This window comes from Mesorhizobium sp. B1-1-6, from assembly GCF_006443035.1.
Lineage (GTDB): Bacteria > Pseudomonadota > Alphaproteobacteria > Rhizobiales > Rhizobiaceae > Mesorhizobium.
Window position 1 is genome coordinate 228,407 of record NZ_VFWR01000009.1, and the last position, 19,281, is coordinate 247,687.

The 19,281-nt window shown below is 64.0% G+C and carries 18 protein-coding genes; 5 read left to right on the forward strand and 13 right to left on the reverse strand.

Going from position 1 to position 19,281, the window contains the following annotated elements; genetic code table 11:
* Window positions 1-56: 56 nt before the first annotated feature.
* The 3 genes from iolD to FJ979_RS19660 all read right to left on the reverse strand — a co-directional run bounded on the left by iolD (window position 57) and on the right by FJ979_RS19660 (window position 4,863).
* Window positions 57-1,907 (reverse strand): 3D-(3,5/4)-trihydroxycyclohexane-1,2-dione acylhydrolase (decyclizing), encoded by a 1,851-nt coding sequence (gene iolD / locus FJ979_RS19650; protein WP_140582942.1) that lies wholly within the window; start codon window positions 1,905-1,907, stop codon window positions 57-59.
* A 34-nt stretch (window positions 1,908-1,941) separates the two neighbouring features.
* Window positions 1,942-3,876, reverse strand: a complete 1,935-nt coding sequence (gene iolC, locus FJ979_RS19655) for a 5-dehydro-2-deoxygluconokinase (RefSeq protein WP_140582944.1) — start codon at window positions 3,874-3,876, stop codon at window positions 1,942-1,944.
* A gap of 141 nt (window positions 3,877-4,017) precedes the next feature.
* The gene (locus FJ979_RS19660) at window positions 4,018-4,863 is read right to left on the reverse strand and encodes a MurR/RpiR family transcriptional regulator (protein WP_181165350.1); all 846 of its coding nucleotides are present in this window, start codon (window positions 4,861-4,863) and stop codon (window positions 4,018-4,020) included.
* A gap of 155 nt (window positions 4,864-5,018) precedes the next feature.
* On the opposite strand from FJ979_RS19660, the gene FJ979_RS19665 reads away from it, so the two are divergent.
* Window positions 5,019-6,128 carry a Gfo/Idh/MocA family oxidoreductase gene (locus FJ979_RS19665; protein WP_140582947.1) on the forward strand — a complete coding sequence of 370 codons (1,110 nt, stop codon included), beginning with the start codon at window positions 5,019-5,021 and terminating at the stop codon, window positions 6,126-6,128.
* A gap of 20 nt (window positions 6,129-6,148) precedes the next feature.
* Here the strand turns inward: FJ979_RS19665 and FJ979_RS19670 are convergent, their stop codons facing one another.
* Entirely contained in the window at window positions 6,149-6,847 is a 699-nt protein-coding gene (locus tag FJ979_RS19670; protein ID WP_140491254.1) for a YafY family protein, read from the reverse strand.
* Between the two features lie 127 nt (window positions 6,848-6,974).
* On the opposite strand from FJ979_RS19670, the gene FJ979_RS19675 reads away from it, so the two are divergent.
* Entirely contained in the window at window positions 6,975-7,610 is a 636-nt protein-coding gene (locus tag FJ979_RS19675) for a LysE family translocator (protein WP_140582950.1), read from the forward strand.
* A 42-nt stretch (window positions 7,611-7,652) separates the two neighbouring features.
* Here FJ979_RS19675 and FJ979_RS19680 read toward each other — a convergent pair whose 3' ends face one another.
* The 9 genes from FJ979_RS19680 to FJ979_RS19720 all read right to left on the reverse strand — a co-directional run bounded on the left by FJ979_RS19680 (window position 7,653) and on the right by FJ979_RS19720 (window position 16,412).
* Entirely contained in the window at window positions 7,653-8,150 is a 498-nt protein-coding gene (locus tag FJ979_RS19680) for an SRPBCC family protein (RefSeq protein ID WP_140582953.1), read from the reverse strand.
* Window positions 8,128-8,493 carry a metalloregulator ArsR/SmtB family transcription factor gene (locus tag FJ979_RS19685; protein WP_140582956.1) on the reverse strand — a complete coding sequence of 122 codons (366 nt, stop codon included), beginning with the start codon at window positions 8,491-8,493 and terminating at the stop codon, window positions 8,128-8,130. The genes FJ979_RS19680 and FJ979_RS19685 overlap by 23 nt, the downstream gene beginning before the upstream one ends.
* Window positions 8,494-8,610: 117 nt before the next feature.
* Window positions 8,611-9,702 carry a 3-deoxy-7-phosphoheptulonate synthase gene (locus tag FJ979_RS19690; protein ID WP_140582959.1) on the reverse strand — a complete coding sequence of 364 codons (1,092 nt, stop codon included), beginning with the start codon at window positions 9,700-9,702 and terminating at the stop codon, window positions 8,611-8,613.
* Between the two features lie 456 nt (window positions 9,703-10,158).
* Window positions 10,159-10,953, reverse strand: coding sequence for an SDR family oxidoreductase (locus FJ979_RS19695; protein ID WP_140582962.1), 795 nt, complete (start codon window positions 10,951-10,953; stop codon window positions 10,159-10,161).
* Between the two features lie 25 nt (window positions 10,954-10,978).
* On the reverse strand, window positions 10,979-11,974 hold the full coding sequence (gene iolG, locus FJ979_RS19700; RefSeq protein ID WP_140582964.1) for an inositol 2-dehydrogenase: 996 nt from the start codon (window positions 11,972-11,974) through the stop codon (window positions 10,979-10,981).
* Window positions 11,975-12,090: 116 nt separating this feature from the next.
* Window positions 12,091-12,858, reverse strand: coding sequence for an ATP-binding cassette domain-containing protein (locus tag FJ979_RS19705; protein WP_140491237.1), 768 nt, complete (start codon window positions 12,856-12,858; stop codon window positions 12,091-12,093).
* A 2-nt stretch (window positions 12,859-12,860) separates the two neighbouring features.
* The gene (locus tag FJ979_RS19710; protein ID WP_140582967.1) at window positions 12,861-13,937 is read right to left on the reverse strand and encodes an ABC transporter permease; all 1,077 of its coding nucleotides are present in this window, start codon (window positions 13,935-13,937) and stop codon (window positions 12,861-12,863) included.
* Between the two features lie 108 nt (window positions 13,938-14,045).
* Window positions 14,046-14,987: a sugar ABC transporter substrate-binding protein gene (locus tag FJ979_RS19715; protein ID WP_140491233.1), complete on the reverse strand. Its 942-nt coding sequence runs from the start codon at window positions 14,985-14,987 to the stop codon at window positions 14,046-14,048.
* Between the two features lie 393 nt (window positions 14,988-15,380).
* Window positions 15,381-16,412, reverse strand: coding sequence for a LacI family DNA-binding transcriptional regulator (locus FJ979_RS19720; RefSeq protein WP_140491231.1), 1,032 nt, complete (start codon window positions 16,410-16,412; stop codon window positions 15,381-15,383).
* Between the two features lie 166 nt (window positions 16,413-16,578).
* On the opposite strand from FJ979_RS19720, the gene FJ979_RS19725 reads away from it, so the two are divergent.
* From FJ979_RS19725 to FJ979_RS19735, 3 genes are read left to right on the forward strand one after another with little or no spacing between them, the layout of a single operon-like run.
* Window positions 16,579-17,676 (forward strand): fatty acid desaturase family protein, encoded by a 1,098-nt coding sequence (locus FJ979_RS19725; RefSeq protein WP_140582970.1) that lies wholly within the window; start codon window positions 16,579-16,581, stop codon window positions 17,674-17,676.
* A 45-nt stretch (window positions 17,677-17,721) separates the two neighbouring features.
* A complete protein-coding gene (locus FJ979_RS19730) occupies window positions 17,722-18,036 on the forward strand; it encodes a MocE family 2Fe-2S type ferredoxin (protein WP_140582973.1) in 315 nt (104 codons plus the stop codon).
* Window positions 18,033-19,271, forward strand: coding sequence for an FAD-dependent oxidoreductase (locus FJ979_RS19735; protein ID WP_181168532.1), 1,239 nt, complete (start codon window positions 18,033-18,035; stop codon window positions 19,269-19,271). Before FJ979_RS19730 ends, FJ979_RS19735 begins: the two co-directional genes overlap by 4 nt.
* Window positions 19,272-19,281: the final 10 nt, after the last annotated feature.

Sequence of the window (19,281 nt, forward strand, 5' to 3'; positions counted from 1 at the left end):
CGGACCTTCGGTCCGATCTCCCCACAAGGGGAGGTAGGGAGCTGGCAGCGCTAAGATCAATCGCCGATGCTCTGCATCCGCCGTTTTTCATCATAGACCTTGCGCGCCGCGTTCACTTGGCTGCGCTCGGAGACTTCCGGCACCGCCACGTCCCACCAGTGGCCGCCGGCATCGGTGGAGACCAGCGGATCGGTGTCGATGACCAGTACCGTGGTGCGGTCGTTGCCTTTCGCCTGAGCGAGCGCCGTCTCCAGCCCTGCGATCGACGAAACCTTCTCGGCGATCGCCCCCATGCTCGCGGCGTGCGCGGCAAAGTCGACGTCGGGCAGCACCTCGTGGCGCGCATCCTTCAGGAGATTGTTGAAGTTGGCGCCGCCGGTCGCCATCTGCAGCCGGTTGATGCAGCCAAAACCCCTGTTGTCGAGCAGCACGATGGTCAGCTTCAGGCCGAGCATCACCGAGGTGGCGATCTCGGAATTGAGCATCAGGTAGGAGCCGTCGCCGATCATGACGACGACCTCTTCCCCGGGCTTGGCCATCTTGGTGCCGAGCCCGCCGGCAATCTCGTAACCCATGGTCGAGAAGCCGTATTCGGCATGATACGAGCCGGGCGCGCCGGCCTGCCAAAGCTTGTGCAATTCGCCCGGCAGCCCGCCGGCGGCGTTGAGCAGCGTCACGCCGGAGCCCATGGCGCGTTGCACGGCGCCGATCACCTGCGCGTCGGAAGGGTAGGCGGCATTGGTCGACGCCGTCACCTTGGCGGCTTCGGCCTGCCATTCCTTCTTGCCGGCTGCCGCATTGTCGGTCCAGGCGGATGGCGCCTTCCAACCCTTCAGCGCGGCACCGAGTTCGGCCAAGCCTTCGGCCGCGTCGGCGACCAGCGGCGATGCCCGATGCTTGCCGGCATCGAAAGGCTGCACATTCAAGCCGATGATGGTCTTGCCCGAATTCTTGAACAGCGCCCAGGAGCCGGTGGTGAAATCCTGCAGGCGCGTGCCGATGGCGAGCACGACATCGGCCTCTTCCGCCAGCCGGTTGGCGGCCGGCGTGCCGGTGACGCCGACCGCCGCCATGTTGAGCGGATGATCGTCCGGCAGCGAGGATTTGCCGCCCTGCGTTTCGCAGACCGGAATGCCGGCGCCTTCAACGAATTTCGCCAGTTCGTCCGAGGCCCGAGAATAGAGCACGCCGCCGCCGGCGATCACCAGCGGCTTGCTTGCGCTCTTCAGCGCTGCAACCGCAGCCGCCAATTCAGCCCGATCCGGGCGCGGCCGGCGCTGGCGCCAGACCCGTTCGGCAAAGAAGCTCTCGGGATAGTCATAGGCCTCGGCCTGCACGTCCTGGCAGAGCGACAAGGTCACCGGCCCGCATTCGGCCGGATCGGTCAGCACGGCCATGGCGCGGTTAAGCGCCGGGATGATCTGCTCCGGCCGCGTGATACGGTCGAAATAGCGCGACACCGGACGAAAACAGTCATTGACCGTCGCCGTGCCGTCGGAAAAATCCTCGGCCTGCTGCAGCACCGGGTCGGGAATGCGGTTGGCGAAGACGTCGCCCGGCAGAAACAGGACAGGCAACCTGTTTACATGCGCAAGTGCCGCCGCCGTCACCATGTTGAGCGCGCCGGGTCCGATCGAGGAGGTGGCGGCCATGAAGCGGCGGCGGAAATTGGCCTTGCCATAGGCGATCGCCGCATGCGCCATCGCCTGTTCGTTGTGGGCGCGGAAGGTCGGCAGTTCGTCGCGCACCTGGTAGAGCGCCTCGCCGATGCCGGCAACATTGCCGTGGCCGAAGATGGCCCAGACGCCGCCGAAGATCGGTACCTTTGCGCCGTCGATCTCGGTCTTCTGTTTGCTCAGGAAACGGGTCAGCGCCTGCGCCATCGTCAGGCGGATTGTCTTGCTCATTGGTTTCCTCCGCAGTCCCTGTGCCCGTGCCTTCTTATGCTGCTTTACGGCCGCGCGCGGCAAGCCATGCCTCGGTCAGCTGCTCGAAGCGCGATGCCATGTCGGCAACCGCTTCGTCGTCCGACATCCTGCCGGAAAGCCATTGTTCGGCGGCGTTGATGAAGATGGTGCGGCCGACCGCGAAACCCTTCACGATAGGCGCCTTGGCCGTCGCTGCGAAGGCGGCCTCCAACTCGTCCTGCGGCGCCTCCAGGCCGAGCAGCACGACTCCGCGGCACCAGGGGTCGTTCTTCAGGATCACGGCCTCGATCTTCGTCCACGCGCCTGCGGATGCCTGCGGTTCGAGCTTCCACCAATCCGGCTTGATGCCGAGCGCATAGAGTTCCTCAAGCGCACGCGGGATGGTCGTGTCGTCGAGCTTGCCGTGCTTGCCGGCGATGATCTCGATGAGAAGCTCCCTGCCCACTTTCCGCGCGGCCTCGAACAGTGCGCGCAATTTCTGCTGCTGTTCCTCCTTCAAGCCCGGCGGATCGTCGGGATGATAGAAGCAAAGGCATTTGATGCAGTGGTCGACCGGCCATTCGGTGAGCTGCGAACCGATGTCCTGCGAGAATTCGAAGCGCAGCGGCCGCGAGCCCGGCAGCTCCACCGGCCGCCCGAGCCAGGCAAAGGAATGCCTGGCGAATTCGAACATCGCCTCGCGGCCATGCCTCTCGTCGAGCAACATGCCGTATCCGTCGCGCCCGGCGGCGACCTTGGCCGCCGCTTTCACCGTCAGCACCTTGAAATCCTTGATGCGCGACGCGTCAGCGCCAGTCTTGGCCGCCACGTCCTCGAGCTGCACCCGGTGGTCGCAGGCGAATGCCATCAGCGAGGGAATGTCGTGCCGGCGCGTCGTTGCCCAATGGATGTGGTTGATCGCCTCGTCCTTGCGCAACGCCAGATGCCTGCTGCCGAGTTTGAGGAAGAACTGCAATTCCTCGAAGGTCGGATATTCCGGCGCACACAACAGCCGCGACACGGCGAAGGCGCCGCAGGCGTTGGCCCAGGTCGCCGCCGTGGCAAGGCTTTCGCCGCCGAGCCAGCCGCGCAGGAAGCCCGACATGAAGGCATCGCCGGCGCCAAGCACGTTGTAGATCTCGATCGGAAAACCCTTGCCGACCACGCCGTCCTCGAGATCGTCGCTGATCGGCCCGTCATAGACGATGCAGCCCATGGCGCCGCGCTTCAAGACGATGGTGGCCGAGGACAGCGAACGGATCGTCTTTAGCGCGCTCAGGCAGTCGTCCGCGCCCGAGGCGATCATGATCTCTTCCTCGGTACCCACGACGAGGTCGCAATCGGGCAGCACCGTCTTCAACTGCGCCGAGACGCGGTCGGACTTGACGTAGCGCTCAAAACCCTCGGCGTGGCCGGCCAGGCCCCAGAGGTTCGGCCGGTAGTCGATGTCGAACACGACCTTGCCGCCCTTGGCCTTCATGATGCGGATCGCCTTGCGCTGGGCGGCATCGCTGTTGGGCCGGGAAAAATGTGTGCCGGTGACGACGACCGCGCGAGCCGAGGAAATAAACGCCTCGTCGATGTCCTCCTCGGCCAGCGCCATGTCGGCGCAGTCGGAGCGGTAGAAGATCATCGGCGAAACGCCTTCGCTCTCGACCGAAAGCAGCACCAGTGCGGTCAATCGCTCCTTGTCGGTCTTCAGCCCGTCGGTGTTGACGCCTTCGCGCTTCAATTGTTCACGGATGAAGCGCCCCATCTGCTCGTCGCCGACGCGCGTCAGGAGCGCCGAACGCAGGCCGAGCCTGGCCGTGCCGACCGAGATATTGGCGGGGCAGCCGCCGACCGACTTGGCGAAGGAGGTGATGTCCTCCAGCCGCGAGCCGATCTGCTGGCCATAGAGGTCGACGGAAGCCCGGCCGATGGTGATGACGTCGAGCGCAGCGTATTTCGCGTCCACGGCTTCGCTCATTGGAACCTCCCGTCGGGCCTGTTATGTTGGGGTACACGCGCGAGCGGCAGCGTGGCGCCGAAAAATATGAAATAATAATTCCAATCCATAGTCAATATGGAATGAGCATTCCCCGATCTAAAATCGCCTTTTGCCTTCCCCTCAGGCCTTGCGCCCCTTGCCGGGGTTGCGCCGCTTCTCGCCGACGCCAACGGTCAGCGCCATGGCCAGCGCCATCGTCGCCGATAGCGAGCGGAAGCCGGCAAAATCCGCCTCGGCAACCTCGAACCAGACGCTGGCGAACTGAGCAAGCGGTGAAAACGAGCTGTCGGTGATGGCAATGATCGGCACGCCCTGTTCGGAAATCGTGCGCGCCTCCTCGATCGTGGCCGGCGCATAGGGCGAGAAGGAAATGGCGACGACGGCATCCGCGGGCGTCGCAAAGCTGACCATCTCGGCGTTGAGGCCGGCGGCTGATTCGATCAGCTGGTTGCGGATCTTCAGCTTGCCAAGCGCATAGGCGATGTAGGACGCCACCGGATAGGAGCGCCGCTTGGCCAGCACATAGATGGTCTGTGCCTTGGCCAGCAGGGAAATCGCTTCTTCCAGATGCGCGTCGTCCAGCGTGCGCGAAATGTCGTTGAGCGAGGTGCTGGCGGCGGCGACGAAGCCGTCGAAGATCGCCCGGTGGCCGGCGCCGCCCTCGGCCTTGGCGCGCAGCGCCTGCAGCCGTTCGTCATAGGAGGAGTTGCGCTCGCGCAGCCGTTCGCGAAACACCTGCTGCAGGCTGGTGAAGCCGTCAAAGCCGAGCTGCTGGGCAAAGCGGATCAGCGTCGAGGGCTGCACGCCGGCCGAGGCGGCGATGCTGGCGGCCGTGCCGAAGGCGATATCGTCGGGATTGTCGAGCGCATAAGCGGCGATCTGGGCGATGCGCTTGGGCAGGCTTTCGCGCCGATCGAGGATCGTGGCGCGCAGCGTCTCGAAGTCGCGAGGTACCCGTTCGTCCATCGTCGGCCCGTCCAAGCTCATCGGTGAAGCGTCCTCTCTGCCCCATCATAGCGAGGCTGCGCAAGAACACCATAAAAAATGAGGCAGACATTCCATTCCGAACAAAAATGGACTAATTCATCCACGTAGCATCTATGACGGTGGAGGAACGGAAAATGGTCGGCGTCGGTCTTATCGGCACGGGATTTATGGGCAAGTGCCACGCCATCGCGTGGAGTGCCGTCGGCGCCGTCTTTCCCGACATGACCAAACCGCGGCTTGTCCATCTCGGCGAGGTCAATGAGGATCTCGCCAGGCGCAAGGCCGGCGAGTTCGGTTTCGCCAGGGCGTCCGGCGACTGGCGCGCCGTCGTCAACGATCCCGAAGTGGACGTCATCTCGCTCACCACGCCCAACCAGTTCCATCCGGAAATGGCCATCGCAGTTCTCGAGGCCGGCAAGCATTTGTGGTGCGAAAAGCCGATGGCGCCGAGCTTCGCCGAAGCCGAGGCGATGGCGGCCGCGGCGAAGAAATCCGGCAAGGTCGCGGCGCTCGGTTACAACTACATCCAGAGCCCGGCCATCCGCCACATCGGCGCGCTGCTCGACGAAAACATCATCGGCGAGGTCAACCATCTGCGCATCGAGATGGACGAGGATTTCATGGCCGATCCCGAGGCGCTGTTCTTCTGGAAGCACGAGGCATCTTCCGGCTATGGCGCGCTTGATGATTTCGCCGTGCATCCGCTGTCGCTGGTGTCGACCCTGTTCGGCCGCGTCGCCAGCGTCATCTGCGACATGGCCAAGCCCTATGCCGACCGCAAGCTGGCCGCCGGCGGCCGCCGCGCGGTCGAGACCTACGACATTGCCTCCGTGCTGATGCATCTGGAGAACGGCATCGCCGGCACGCTTCTGGTCAACCGTTCGGCCTGGGGCCGCAAGGGCCGCATCGCCGTCCAGATCTTCGGCTCCAAGGGCTCGATCCTGTTCGACCAGGAGCGGATGAATGAGTTCCAGCTCTACCTCACATCGGATCGCCCGACCGAACAGGGCTATCGCACCATCCTCGTGTCGCCACAGCACAAGCCCTACGACCTGTTCGTCCCCGCGCCCGGGCACAGTCTTGGCTTCAATGATCTCAAGATCATCGAATGCCATGAACTGCTGACCCGGCTCGCCGGCAGACCGGCGCGGCTCATCGAATTCGACGAAGGTCTGGAGATCGAGCGCACCGTGCATGCGATGGCGCGATCGTTCGAGGAGAAGCGCTGGGTGGATGTAAGGTAAGGTTCGCTCCGCTGGTCGGTTTAGCCGGCGGCCGCTGCGTTGACTTCCCACCCATTGACCCAGATCTGCCGCAACCGATCGCCTTCGCCCTTGAAGCGCAGTCCCGTCGGCTGGCAATCCTCGATGCGGTCGCTGCGGAAATTGCGGATCGCCTGGCGCAGCTCGCACCAGGCGACGATGTTGGCGGTCTCGGCGTAATAGATCAGCGCGATCGGGCGGATGAGGCGCTCGGAAGCGCGGCCAAGCTCGTCGCGATAGGAGAGGTCGAGCTTCTCCTCGTCGCGTATGGCGCGGCGCACCAGCGCCAGGTCGATCGCACCTGCAGAGGGCGCGGCGAATCCCCACGCATGCAGCGCATTGGCGTCGAGCGTCTGGCGCAAAGGCGGCGGTACGGCGCCGGCGATCTTGGCGCCGACGCGCTTGGCTGCCTGCTTGAGCTCGTCGTCGCCCGTGCGCTCCAGCAGCGCCAGTGACAGCACGATCGCCTCCATCTCCTCGATCGAAAACATCAGCGGCGGCAAGTCGAAGCCGGGGCGCAGGATATAGCCGATGCCCCTCCCGCCCTCGATCGGCACGCGCATGGCCTGAAGCGCTGCGATGTCGCGATAGATCGACCGTATCGTCACCTCCAGCTGCGCGGCTATCATTGCCGCCGTCACCGGCTGCCGCGCCAGCCGCAGGATCTGGATGATCTCGAACAGGCGCGACGCCTTGCGCATTTCTCACCCGTTGCTGATCACAACTGACACATCATCGTCAGTTGGTTCGGCCTATAGGATCGTCTATCGGATTGAAAATCAACAGGTTCCGCTGCGGCTGGGCCGAGCGAGGCGACAGGCTACTGACATGAGCTATGCTGAAAATCTCTGGCTGTTCTTTATCCTGCTGTTCGGCATCATCGCCGTTCCGGGCATGGACATGCTGTTCGTGCTGGCCAATGCGCTGACGGGCGGGCGCGACAGGGGCCTTGCCGCGACCGGCGGCATCATGGTCGGCGGCATGGTGCACACGCTGAACGGCGCGATCGGCGTCGGCCTGCTGATGCATTTTTTGCCGATCCTGTTCAAGCCGCTGTTGATTGCAGGCGCCGCCTACATGGCCTTCATCGGCATCACGCTGATGCGCAGCTCCATCACTGTCGGTCGCGACGGGCCCGCCGGCAGCCGCTCGGCATGGAAGGCGTTTCGCCAAGGCCTTGTGACCTGCCTGATCAACCCGAAGGCCTACCTGTTCGTCCTTGCCGTCTATCCGCAGTTCCTGAAAACGGACTACGGCCCGATCTGGATGCAGGCGACGGTGATGGGCCTGCTGACCGTGCTGACGCAGGCCGCGGTCTATGGCGGGCTCGCAATATCGGCCGGCCGCAGCCGCAAGCTGCTGATCGCTAATCCGCGAGCGACCATCCTTGCCGGCCGGGCGGCCGGGCTGCTGCTCTTCGCGGTGTCCGTGTTCACCGCATGGGAAGGGCTGAGGGCGGCGTAATGCCGGGCTAGACCGGACCGCCGCCCTCTGGCGCCGGCCGGATCAGGCGGCGCCCTGCAGCGTGGCGAGAAGCTCGTCCAGCTGCTCGAATTGCTCGGACATCGCATCCGCCGCCCCGGCGCCGGCGTCGAGGGCTTCCTTCGAGGGATAGAGCTCGCGCATGACCAGCAGCGTCTTGCCGCCTTTTTCCTCGAAGGTCACCGTGGTGACGGGGCCACCCTCACCCCCTTCGTCGTTGGTCCAGACGAGACGCGAGTGCGGTGTCACTTCGAGATACCTGCCGAAGAACTCGGCAGGGTTCGAGCCGTCATGCCCGAACACCAAACGGTACCCGCCTCCCACACGAACATCCATCTCGCAGGAACGCAGGAACATGCCCATCGACTTCGGCACCCACCACTGCTTGAACAGCTCGGGCTTGGTCCACGCCTCGAACACGATGCGTGCAGGCGCGTCGAAGCTTCGCGTAACGACCAACTCCCGGTCGGACCTCCGTTCCACCGTCGTGCGTTTGGCCTCACTCGCTTTTCCTGCGTCCATCGACGTCCTCCTTGCGTTTCAATTCCTCGACAACCTTGTCCAGCTCGTCGAAGCGTGCGGCCCAGAGCTGCCGGTATCTCTCGATCCATTCCGCCTCATCCTCCAGGCGGCGCAGGCCCAGCTTGCAGGTCCGCACGCGCCCGACCTTCCGAGTCGTGACGAGTCCCGCCTGCTCCAGGACGCCGACATGCTTCTTCATGCCCGTGAGGGTCATGTGGAATTTCTGGGCCAAGTCCGTGATCGAAGCGTCCGCACGGCCGAGCTGCTCCAGAACGCCGCGCCGGGTGGCGTCCGAAAGCGCGGCGAACGAGGCATCCAGGCGGGTCGCGGAATACTGAACCATTTGGTTCAGTGTGTAACACGCAGATTGGTGGCACGCAAGGGAGGTGGAGGCTGCGGGCCCTAGGGCGGCGTGGTCCTGGGCTGAAACCGGAAACGCCGCCCTAATGCTCCAACCGGATCAGGCGGCGCCCTGCCGGCTCTCCATCAAGGCGCGGCGCGCCGACCGGCGCCATTCCACGGCGCCGGCAAGGCCGTGCAGCACCGTCTCCGTGGCCGCCCAGTCGATGCAGCCATCGGTGATGCTCTGGCCGTAGACGAGCGGCTTGCCCGGCACGACATCCTGCCGGCCGGCGACGAGATTGCTCTCGATCATGACGCCGATAATGCGCTCGTCCCCCGCCGCGACCTGTCCTGCCACGTCAGCCGCGACCTTGGGCTGGTTCTCCGGCTTCTTGGCTGAGTTGGCATGGCTGACATCGATCATCAGGCGGGGCGCGATACCGATGCGGGCGAGTTCGACCGAGGCGGCCTCGACGCTTGCCGCGTCATAGTTGGGCTGAACGCCGCCACGCAGGATGACATGGCAATCCTCGTTTCCGGTCGTTGCCGCGATGGCGCCGCGTCCGCCCTTGGTCACCGCCATGAAATGATGCGGCTGCGCGGCCGACTTCACCGCCTCGGCGGCGATCCTGAGATTGCCGTCGGTGCCGTTCTTGAAGCCGACCGGACAGGACAGGCCCGAGGCCAGCTCGCGATGGATCTGGCTCTCGGTCGTGCGCGCGCCGATCGCGCCCCAGGCGACGAGGTCGGCGATGTATTGCGGCGTCGTCATGTCGAGGAATTCGGTCGCCGCCGGCAGGCCCAGATTGTTGACGGCCGACAGCACATTGCGGGCCATCCGCAGCCCCTTGTCGATGTTGAAACTGCCGTCGAGGTCGGGGTCGTTGATCAGGCCCTTCCAGCCGACCGTCGTGCGCGGCTTTTCGAAATAGACCCGCATCACGATCTCGAGCCGGTCGGACAGAGCTTCGCGCAGCGCCGCCAGACGGCTGGCATAGTCAACGGCCGCGACCGGATCGTGGATGGAACAAGGGCCGACGATGACAACAAGTCGGTCGTCGGCCCCGGTCAGGATGGAGTGGATGGCGTTGCGCGAGGCGGCAACGGTGCGCGTCGCCGTGAGTGAGCGCGGTATCTCGCGCATCACCTCTTCCGGCGTGCTCAGCAGTCTCAGTTCCTTGACCCGAAGGTCGTCTGTGGTGGTCAACACGGCTTCTGCTCCTGGTTGGGAGACCTGCCGGCTGAAAACAAAAAAGCCGCCAGGTCTGGCGGCTTGTCGGACTGTTTGCTGCAATCTTCAGATCGAGTGCAATCCTCCCGCCGCCAGCGAGCTGCTAAAGTACCAATAGGTGGCGGTCAGGTGGATCATGCGGCTCATATAGTCGAAGCGGCGGCGTTTGTCACGTACCCTGGTAGCAAGCAATTTCAGGTGAGGGCCGAGCCTTTGCGATTTCGTCATTCTAGGGCGAAGCAGGAGCGAAGCTCCGTCGCGGAGACCCTGGGATCCATGCCGCGACCTAGATGGGAGAGTGCTGCGGTGCAGAATCTTGCGCCATAGCGACGGCCCGGAAGTCGCGGCATGGATCCTCGGGTCTGCGCCGCGTCGCTGCGCTCCTTGCTCCGCCCGTGGATGACGACCTGGTTAACGGTTTCGCTTACGCGGCCGCTATTCCGGCGACGCCCCAGCGATGCTCTGGTCGTAGTCGACCAGCGAGCCGGTCATCACGCCGGATTGCGGGCTGACCATGTAGCTGATCAGTCGAGCCAACTGGTCCGGCTTCACCAGCTGCCCCATCGGCTGCGCGGCCTCGGCCTTCTCGAGCCAGTCGTCGGGTGCGTCATGCCATTTCTTCTGCACGATATCCTCGCCCTCGGTGTCCATCCAGCCGGGCAGCACGGCGTTGCAGCGGATGCGATTGAAGCGATAGGCGTTGGCGACATTCTTGGTCAGCGTCATCAGAGCGCCCTTGCTGGTCGAATAGGGTGTCAGGAACGACTGGCCGGTATGCGCCGACATCGACAGCACGTTGACGATCGATCCGGGGGCCTTTTTCTCAAGCAGATGCGCCACCACGCCCTGCATCAGGAAGAAGGGTCCTCGCACATTGGTGTCGAAGATAGTGTCGAACAGCTCCTCGCTGGTCTCCACCAGCGAGCCGCGCGCGGATGTGGCGGCGGCGTTGACCAGGGCGTTGATGGTGCCGAAATGCGAAAGCGCGGTGGCGACGGCGCGCTTGCAGTCGGCCACCTTGGAGACATCGGCGCTGATGAAGATCGCGTCGACGCCCGACTTCTTGAGGCTGGCGACTGCCTTGCCGCCCTTTTCCTGCGAGCGGCCGATCAGGGCCAGCGCCCGGCAGCCTTCGTCCGCCAATGCCTCGGCGACCGCGAAGCCTATGCCTTGTGCGCCGCCGGTGACGATGGCGCGCGTTTGTGAATTGCGATCGGCTGATGCGCTCATCGCTCTGCTCCTGTGCTTTAAGTCGTTACTTGTCGAGGCGGACGGTCTGGCCTGATGTCGCCGATTTCAGCGCCGCATCCGCCAGCCGAAGTGCGATGAGCCCGTCCGTCCCGTTCGGTGCTGCCTTCTTGCCCGACGTCGCGGCGGCGATGAAGGACGCAATCTCGATGGCATAGGCATCGAGATAGCGGGTCATGAAAAAGTCGTGCAGCGGCGGGCGCGTATAGCCCTTCTCATTGGCCAGTTCGATCGACACCGGCCGCTGGTTCTCGGCCGCGACCATGCCTTTCGAGCCATGCACCTCGATGCGCTGGTCGTAGCCATAAGTGGCGCGGCGGGAATTGGAGATGACGGCCTGCTTGCCCGACGCGGTTTCGAGGATGACGCTGACCGAGTCGAAATCGCCGGCCTCGCCGATCTTCCTGTCGACCAGCACCGAGGCATGCGCACTGACCGCCACCGGCTCTTCGCCGAGCAGGAAGCGCGCCATGTCGAAATCATGGATGGTCATGTCGCGAAAGATTCCGCCGGAGCGCGCGATGTAGTCGATCGGCGGTGCGCCTGGATCGCGCGACGTGATGGTCACCATCTCGACCACGCCGATGGCGCCGTCATCGATTGCCTTGCGCACCGCGGCGAAGTGCGGGTCGAAGCGCCTGTTGAAGCCGACCATCAGCGTCGCCTTGGCCTTCTCGACCACGGCCAGGCACTGCTCGACACGGCTGACGTCGAGGTCGATCGGTTTCTCGCAGAAGATCGCCTTGCCGGCCTTGGCGAAGCGCTCGATCAGGTCGGCATGGGTGTCGGTCGGCGTGCAGATGACGACCGCGTCGATGTCTCCGGATTCCTCGATGGCATCGATGGTGCGCACCTCGGCGCCGTAGGCCGTGGCGAGTTCGCTCGCCGCCTTCTCGAAAGCGTCGGCAACGGCGACCAGTTTGGCCTGCGGATTGGAGCCGACGGCGCGGGCGTGGACCTTGCCGATGCGGCCGGCACCGAGGAGGGCGAAGCGGAGAGTCATGGAAATTTCCTCTGGGGATGGTTCGAAGCTGGCGGGGCGCCGGTCATGCGCGCAGGTGTTTTTCCGGTCAAGACAAGATCGACAGGGAGGCGATGACCGCCGCCTCCGCGCCCGGCCTAGGCCGCGAGTTCGGCCTCTCCGGTCTTGGCGCCGGTGATGTAGGAAACGATATCGTTTCCGTCGGTGTTCTCCTTGCGCAAATTGGCGACGATGCGGCCGCGCCGGAAGACGACGATGCGGTCGCAAAGGTCGAACACCTGGCGCATATTGTGGCTGATCAGGATCAGCGGCTCGCCATTGTCCTTCAGCGTGCGGATGATGTTCTCGACCTGCGCGGTCTCCTGCACGCCGAGTGCTGCCGTCGGCTCGTCCATGATGATCAGCTTGGAGGCGAAGGTCGCGGTCCGGGCGATCGCCACGCATTGCCGCTGGCCGCCCGACATATGGCGGATGGTGTTCGACAGGTTTGGGATTTTCACCGCCGTGCGCACCAGCGCCGCTTCGGTCGCCTTGCGCATTCCCCGGCGGTCCAGGATCGAAAACGGTCCCAGATTGAACAGCACTTTTTCTCGGCCAAGGAACAGGTTCGACGGCACGTCGAGGTCGTCGGCCAGCGCCAGGTTCTGGAACACGGTCTCGATGCCGGCCTCGCGCGCCTCGATAGGGCCCGAAAAATTGACTTGCTTGCCGTCGAACCAGATCTGGCCGCTGGTCGGTTGCTCGACGGCGGTGATCTGGCGCACGAAAGTCGACTTGCCGGCGCCATTGTCGCCCATGATGGCGACGTGTTCGCCCTTGCGCAGCTCGAAATTCGCGCCTTCCAGCGCCTGCACGCCGCCATAGCGCTTGGTCAGGTTTTCGGTCTTCAGGACGATGTCTGACATGGTCAAGCCCTCAATGCCCGCAGGCGTTGGCGCCACTGGTCGAGAACGACGGCGCCGACGATGATCACGCCCTTGACCATCTCCTGGTAGTAGGCGTCGAGGCGCAGGAAGGTAAAGCCGGAGATGATGACGCCGAAGATCAGCGCGCCGATCACCGTGCCGATGATCGAGCCGCGGCCGCCCGACAGCGATACGCCGCCGATGACCGCCATGGCGATGGCGTCGAGTTCGTACATCACGCCCATGCCGGCCTGGGCGGTGAGGTTCTTGGAAGACAGCACCACCGCGGCGAGCGCCGCGAGTATGCCGGCGATGACGTAGACCAGGATCTTGTGGTTGGCGATCTTGATGCCGGACATGCGCGCGGCATCCTCGTTGGAGCCGATCGCGTAGCAATGCTTGCCGTATCGTGTGTAGGTCATGATCAGCTGGAACAGCACGGCCAGCGACAGGAAGATGATGACGGGCATCAGGCCCTTGCCGATGGCGGCGAAGCTCTCGGTCGGGAACGAGATGGGCTGCCCCTTGGACCACCATTTGGCGATGCCGCGCGCGGTCACCATCATGCCCAGCGTGGCGATGAAGGGCGGAATGCGCGTGTAGGCGATCAGGGCGCCGTTGACCAGGCCTGCCAGCAGCCCGCAGCCGATGGCGACCAGCAACGGCACGATCACCGGCAGGTCGGTCCAGCCCTGAGCCAGGAACATCGCCTTGGGATTGGGGTTGCCGTTGACCGTCGCCACCTGGGCGAAGCTCATGGCGATCATGGCGGTGGCGCCGACGATCGAGCCCGACGACAGGTCGATGCCGCCCGATATGATAACCTGCGTCACGCCGATGGCGATGATGCCGACGATCGATACTTGCAGGATGATGATCTGTAACCGCGCCTCGTTGAAGAGGCCGCCGACATTGCTGCGGGTGTTGAACAGGAAGCTGTCGCCGAGAAAGACGCGGCCGATCAATTCGAAGATGACGACAAGAATGACGAGCGCCAGGAAGACGTTGAATTCCGCCGGCCATATGCGCTTCTTCGCATCATAGCTGACCCCGCCGACGCCATGAGATGTCTGTGCCACTCGTCTATCCTCCGTCAGCCGCGGTCGCTCCTGGCGCCATGAAAGCGCCGAGAGGAGGAGCGGCGCCCGGTCCTTTGAGCGCCGCCCCGAGGTGAACCGTTCCGCCGCTCAGTTCTTCTTCAGGAACTTGTCGATGTTGGCCGGCGTCACCAGTTGGAAGGGCACGTAGACCTTGTGTTCGACCTTCTCGCCCTTGGACAGTTTCAGTGCCGCGTCGAGCGCGCCGGCGCCCTGGCCAGCCGCGTCCTGGAACACGGTGGCGTCGAGGTCGCCTGCCTGCATGGCGGCGAGCGCGTCCTGCGTGGCGTCGACACCGCCGACGACAACCGTCTTCATGTCGACATTGGCGGCCTTCATTGCCTGGATGGCGCCGATGGCGCTTTCGTCATTGTTGGCGATGACGCCGTCGAACGGCTTGCCGGTCGACAGCCAGTTGGTCATCAGGTTCTGGGCCTCGTCGCGGTTCCAGTTCGACGTCTGCTTGTCGATGATCTTGATGAAGCTGCAATCCGGCGTCGCGATCACCTCCTCGATGTCCTTGGTGCGCTGCACGGCTGCCTGGTTGGAAAGCTCGCCCATGATCACATAGACATTGGCTTCCTTCTTGCCGGCTTCCTTGAACAGGCGGCAGACCTCCTTGGTTTCGAGCGTGCCGGAGTCGGCCTCGTTCGAAGCGACGAAGGCCTGATTGTCAGGCAGCGTGTCGACATTCACCGGTTCGCGGTTGACATACACCAGCGGGATCTTTGCGGCGGCCGCGGCATCCGACATCGCCTGCGTGGCCGAGGTGTCGACCGGATTGACGATGATGGCGTCGACCCCTGATGCGGCGAAGTTCTTGATCTGGTCGAGCTGTTTGGCGACGTCGTTCTGCGCGTCCTCGACCTGCAGCTCCACGCCGCTCATGCCCTTGGCCTGCTCGATCATGCCGTTGCGCAGCACGGTCAGGAAATTGTCGTCGAACTTGGCCATCGACACGCCGATCTTGGCGGCCATGGCGGACGAACTCATCAGCGCCGCGAAAGCGACGCCCAAAATCATTTTCTTCATTGTATCTCTCCTCCACTTTGGGTGTCCGGTCGCACCGATCTATCCGGAATCCCCGATCTCCTCGGGGAATCTCTCCCTGATATCATTTCGTTCCAACGCGGTTCACCACTGGCTGGAACGCCGAACTGCCTGCTCGAACCAGATGTTGTCGGAACGAAAGAACCAAAATGTACAGTCAGTGAAATATTTATTCCATTTCGGATCGGGGCGTCAAGGGAAATTCCGAATTCGGGCGTGTGATTTTCGGCTGCCTCTGATGGATTCTATCATTTCAGGCGGCCGGTTTGCGGCAGACCGGGCTGCCCGAGGGTTTTATCGTTTCATGGAAACGCTCTACCTTCCGTCCTGACGCGACCTGGACGGAAAACCGCTGCGCGCATTCCTGAAATGGCTTCAGATGTTTTCCGGCAAATAGATGTCGAAGGGGAGGAATGTCTGGCCCGGCGCATTGGCCGCACCGGTTTCGATGGCATGCGCCATCCGATCGACGAGCTCGCGACAGAGCGCGGCAAGCGGCGTCGAGATCACCATCGTCAGGATGTTGTCGGCAAGCGCGGCGCGCGATTCGGCGTTGATCTCGTTGCAGACGACCACCGGCATGCTTGCGGGCTTCGCTGTCCGCAGCGCCGAGACGGCGCCTTCCATGCCGCCGCCGGCGACGTAGCAGCCGACAAGATCCGGATATCGCGCCAGAAGATCGATCATCGCATCATGGGTCACCTGGTTGGCCTCCAGATTGACCAGCGTCTCCAGCACGTTGAAGTCCGGCGCATGCTCGCGAAAGAAGGAGCGGAAACCGATCTCACGCAGCTCATGGCCGTGGAAGCGATGGCTGCCGACAAAAAGGGCGACCTTGCCGGGCTTCCTCGCAGCCTTCGAGATCATCCAGGCGGCGGTGCGGCCGACCTTGCGGTTGTCGAGCCCGACATAGCCTTCGCGGATGCCGGCGGCGAAGTCGGACAGCAGGGAGAAGACCGGCTGTCCCCTGGCTTTTAGCGCCTCCACGACCGCCGTCAGCGTCGGATGGTCAGGGCCGACCACGGCGATCGCCCGCGATTTCGCCGCCAGCCTGCGCATCTGGGCAGCGATCTCATCCGGGGCCAGGGAACTGGCGAAATCGATGGTTGCGACGCCACGGAAGCGCTGCGATTGTGCGACCGCGAGTTCGAGTTCCCGCGCGAAATCGCCATAGAAAACGTCATTGCCCCGAAGCAGCAGGAAACCCAGCCGATACTCGGGCAATTCCTGGCGCATACGCTGCTTGATCAGGCCTGCGGCGTGATAGCCGATCTCGGTCGCGGCGTCATAGACGCGGCGCGCCGTTTCCTCGCGCACAGGCAGGCGGCTGTTGAGCACCCGGTCCACCGTGGCGACGCTGACGCCGGAGATGCGCGCCAGATCTGATATGGTCGGCCGTTTCGCCATGTCTGTCCTCATTTGACCGTGCATCTTTCCTACATCTTGATGATAGGAAATGATAGAAACTATCTTTATGATGTTGAGTCTATCATGAGCTGGCGTTATTTTCAGCCTCGAAGTCAGGAAATGTCGGGCATTCGCGTGGCGGATGCCCTTGCCGAGGGAGGCAACCATGCATGCTGCGCCGTCCCGGCGTGACTACAGCCTGATCGGCCCGGACGCCAGGCTGGCCGTCGAGACCGGCCTGTCGGCGGCCGAATGGTATCACACCGACATTCCCCGCAAGCAGATGAAGGAGCTGATGCAGCGCTCCGACGCGCCCGCGCTCCGCGACACGGCGATCTGGATCGCCGCGCTCATCGTCAGCGGCGCCGGCGGTGCCTGGTTCTGGGGCACCTGGTGGTGCGTGCCGTTCTTCTTCGCCTATGGCGTGCTCTACGGCTCGTCCACCGATTCCCGCTGGCACGAATGCGGCCATGGCACGGCCTTCCGCACGCAGTGGATGAATGATTGGGTCTATCAGGTCGCCTGCTTCATGATCATGCGCAACCCGGTGACCTGGCGCTGGAGCCACACGCGCCATCACACCGACACCATCATCGTCGGCCGCGACCCAGAAATCTCGGTCATGCGGCCGCCCGACCTGGTGCGCGCCATCCTCGGCTTTGTCGGCGTGCTCGACGCCTGGCATGCGATGTCTGACATGCTGCGCAACGCCGCCGGTAACATCAGCGCGGCCGAAAAGACCTTTATTCCCGAGCAGGAACAGCCGAAAGCGATCCGCATCGCCCGCATCTGGACCGCGACCTATGCCGCAACCATCGCGCTGGCGCTCTATACCGGCTCGTTACTGCCCTTGATGCTGGTCGGTCTGCCCAGGCTCTATGGCGCCTGGCACCACGTCATGGTCGGCCTGCTGCAGCATGGCGGTCTTGCCGACAACGTCACCGACCATCGGCTGAACAGCCGCACCGTCTACATGAACCCGATCAGCCGTTTCATCTACTGGAACATGAACTACCACGTCGAGCATCATATGTTCCCGATGGTGCCCTACCATGCGCTGCCGAAGCTGCATGAACTGATCAAGCACGATTTGCCGGCGCCGACCCCGTCGATCCTGGCCGGCTATCGCGAGATGCTGCCTGTCTTCTGGCGCCAGTTGCGCAACGAGGATTATTTCCTCAAGCGCGAGCTGCCGCCGACGGCCAGGCCGTATCGCGAGGATCTGCACAACGACAATGCTGCCTTCAACGCCGCGGCGGAGTGACATCCGCCCGTGAGGCGCGATCGGGAAATTTCGCGGGAGAAATGTATGAGCGACTGGGTCGAGGCCTGTGCCGTGGGAGACATCGACGAAGAAGATGTGATGCGGTTCGATCACGGCGGCCGCAGCTACGCCATCTATCGCAGCCCCGATGACGAGTTTTTCGCCACCGACGGCCTTTGCACGCACGAAAAGGTGCATCTCGCCGACGGGCTCGTCATGGACGACATCATCGAATGCCCCAAGCACAATGGCCGCTTCAACTACAAGACAGGCCAGGCCAAGGGTGCGCCGGCCTGCGTCAACCTCAGGACCTATCCGGTCAAGGTCGACGCCGGCAGCGTCCTCGTCCAGATCGGATGACCGGTATGACGCGCGGAATGGTCATCATCGGCGCCGGGGAATGCGGCGGCCGGGCAGCGCTTGCATTGCGTGACCTCGGCTATGAGGGACCGGTGACGCTGGTCGGCGACGAGCCGCATCTGCCCTATGAACGGCCGCCTCTGTCCAAGGACGCCATGGCCGGCGGCGTGCCCGAGATCAAGGCGATCGCCAGCGACGAGATCCTCGCCGAAAAGTCCATCCGGCATATCCATTCCATTCAGGCTGCAGCGATCGATCGCGCCGCGCATACTGTGCGCCTGTCGGACGGTTCGGTCCTGCCCTACGACAAGCTGCTGCTGGCGACCGGCTCGACGCCGCGCAAACTGCCGATGCCCGGCCTTGGCGGGCGCTGCGTCTACCTCAGGACCTTCGCCGATGCGCTGGCTATCCGCGCCCATCTCAAGGCGGGTAACCGCATTGCCGTCATCGGCGGCGGCTTCATCGGCCTCGAGCTCGCCGCGGCGGCCCGCAAGCTCGGTGCTGCGGTCGCCGTCATCGAGGCGCAGCCGCGCATCCTGATGCGCGGCGTACCGGCCGAGATAGCCAAGGTCGTCCATGACACCCACGTCGCCGAAGGCGTCGACATAGCGTGCGGCGAAGGCATTGCCTTGATCGCCGACGACGACCGGCAGGTGCGCATCGCGCTTGCCGGCGGCCGCGAAATCCTCGCCGATCTCGCCATCATCGGCATCGGCGCCGTGCCGGTGACGGCTCTTGCCGCCGAAGCGGGACTGGCCATCGACAACGGCATATCAGTCGACGCCGAACTGCGCAGCAGCGACCCCGACATCTTCGCTGCCGGCGACTGCTGTTCGTTCCCGCTTGCCGTCTATGGCGGCCGTCGCGTGCGGCTGGAGGCCTGGCGCAACGCCCAGGAACAAGGCGCGCTGGCGGCAAAAAACATGCTCGGCGCCGGCGAAGCACATGCGGCGGTGCCGTGGTTCTGGTCGGATCAATATGGCCTGTCCCTGCAGATCGCGGGGCTTTCCGACGAAGGCCGCAGCACGGTGCGCCGCGATCTCGGCGAGGACGCCTTTATCCTCTTTCACCTTGCCGAGGACGGCAGGCTGGTGGCCGCCAGCGGCATCGGGCCGGGCAATGCGGTCGCCCGCGATATCAGGCTGGCGGAGATGCTGATCGGCAAACGGGCGAGGCCGGCGCCGGAAGCGCTCGGTTCGCAGGCGGTGAAATTGAAGTCGCTGCTGGCGGCGTAGGATGCAACGC

What these genes read in the sequence shown, in the direction of transcription:
- FJ979_RS19660 (WP_181165350.1), bottom strand. Translation starts at nt 4,863, where the DNA reads ATGGACGAACGGGTACCTCGCGACTTCGAGACGCTGCGCGCCACGATC.
- FJ979_RS19705 (WP_140491237.1), bottom strand. Translation starts at nt 12,858, where the DNA reads ATGTCAGACATCGTCCTGAAGACCGAAAACCTGACCAAGCGCTATGGC.
- iolD (WP_140582942.1), bottom strand. Translation starts at nt 1,907, where the DNA reads ATGAGCAAGACAATCCGCCTGACGATGGCGCAGGCGCTGACCCGTTTC.
- FJ979_RS19715 (WP_140491233.1), bottom strand. Translation starts at nt 14,987, where the DNA reads ATGAAGAAAATGATTTTGGGCGTCGCTTTCGCGGCGCTGATGAGTTCG.
- FJ979_RS19725 (WP_140582970.1), top strand. Translation starts at nt 16,579, where the DNA reads ATGCATGCTGCGCCGTCCCGGCGTGACTACAGCCTGATCGGCCCGGAC.
- FJ979_RS19680 (WP_140582953.1), bottom strand. Translation starts at nt 8,150, where the DNA reads ATGGACGCAGGAAAAGCGAGTGAGGCCAAACGCACGACGGTGGAACGG.
- FJ979_RS19665 (WP_140582947.1), top strand. Translation starts at nt 5,019, where the DNA reads ATGGTCGGCGTCGGTCTTATCGGCACGGGATTTATGGGCAAGTGCCAC.
- FJ979_RS19675 (WP_140582950.1), top strand. Translation starts at nt 6,975, where the DNA reads ATGAGCTATGCTGAAAATCTCTGGCTGTTCTTTATCCTGCTGTTCGGC.
- FJ979_RS19695 (WP_140582962.1), bottom strand. Translation starts at nt 10,953, where the DNA reads ATGAGCGCATCAGCCGATCGCAATTCACAAACGCGCGCCATCGTCACC.
- iolG (WP_140582964.1), bottom strand. Translation starts at nt 11,974, where the DNA reads ATGACTCTCCGCTTCGCCCTCCTCGGTGCCGGCCGCATCGGCAAGGTC.
- iolC (WP_140582944.1), bottom strand. Translation starts at nt 3,876, where the DNA reads ATGAGCGAAGCCGTGGACGCGAAATACGCTGCGCTCGACGTCATCACC.
- FJ979_RS19720 (WP_140491231.1), bottom strand. Translation starts at nt 16,412, where the DNA reads ATGGCGAAACGGCCGACCATATCAGATCTGGCGCGCATCTCCGGCGTC.
- FJ979_RS19670 (WP_140491254.1), bottom strand. Translation starts at nt 6,847, where the DNA reads ATGCGCAAGGCGTCGCGCCTGTTCGAGATCATCCAGATCCTGCGGCTG.
- FJ979_RS19735 (WP_181168532.1), top strand. Translation starts at nt 18,033, where the DNA reads ATGACCGGTATGACGCGCGGAATGGTCATCATCGGCGCCGGGGAATGC.
- FJ979_RS19685 (WP_140582956.1), bottom strand. Translation starts at nt 8,493, where the DNA reads ATGGTTCAGTATTCCGCGACCCGCCTGGATGCCTCGTTCGCCGCGCTT.
- FJ979_RS19730 (WP_140582973.1), top strand. Translation starts at nt 17,722, where the DNA reads ATGAGCGACTGGGTCGAGGCCTGTGCCGTGGGAGACATCGACGAAGAA.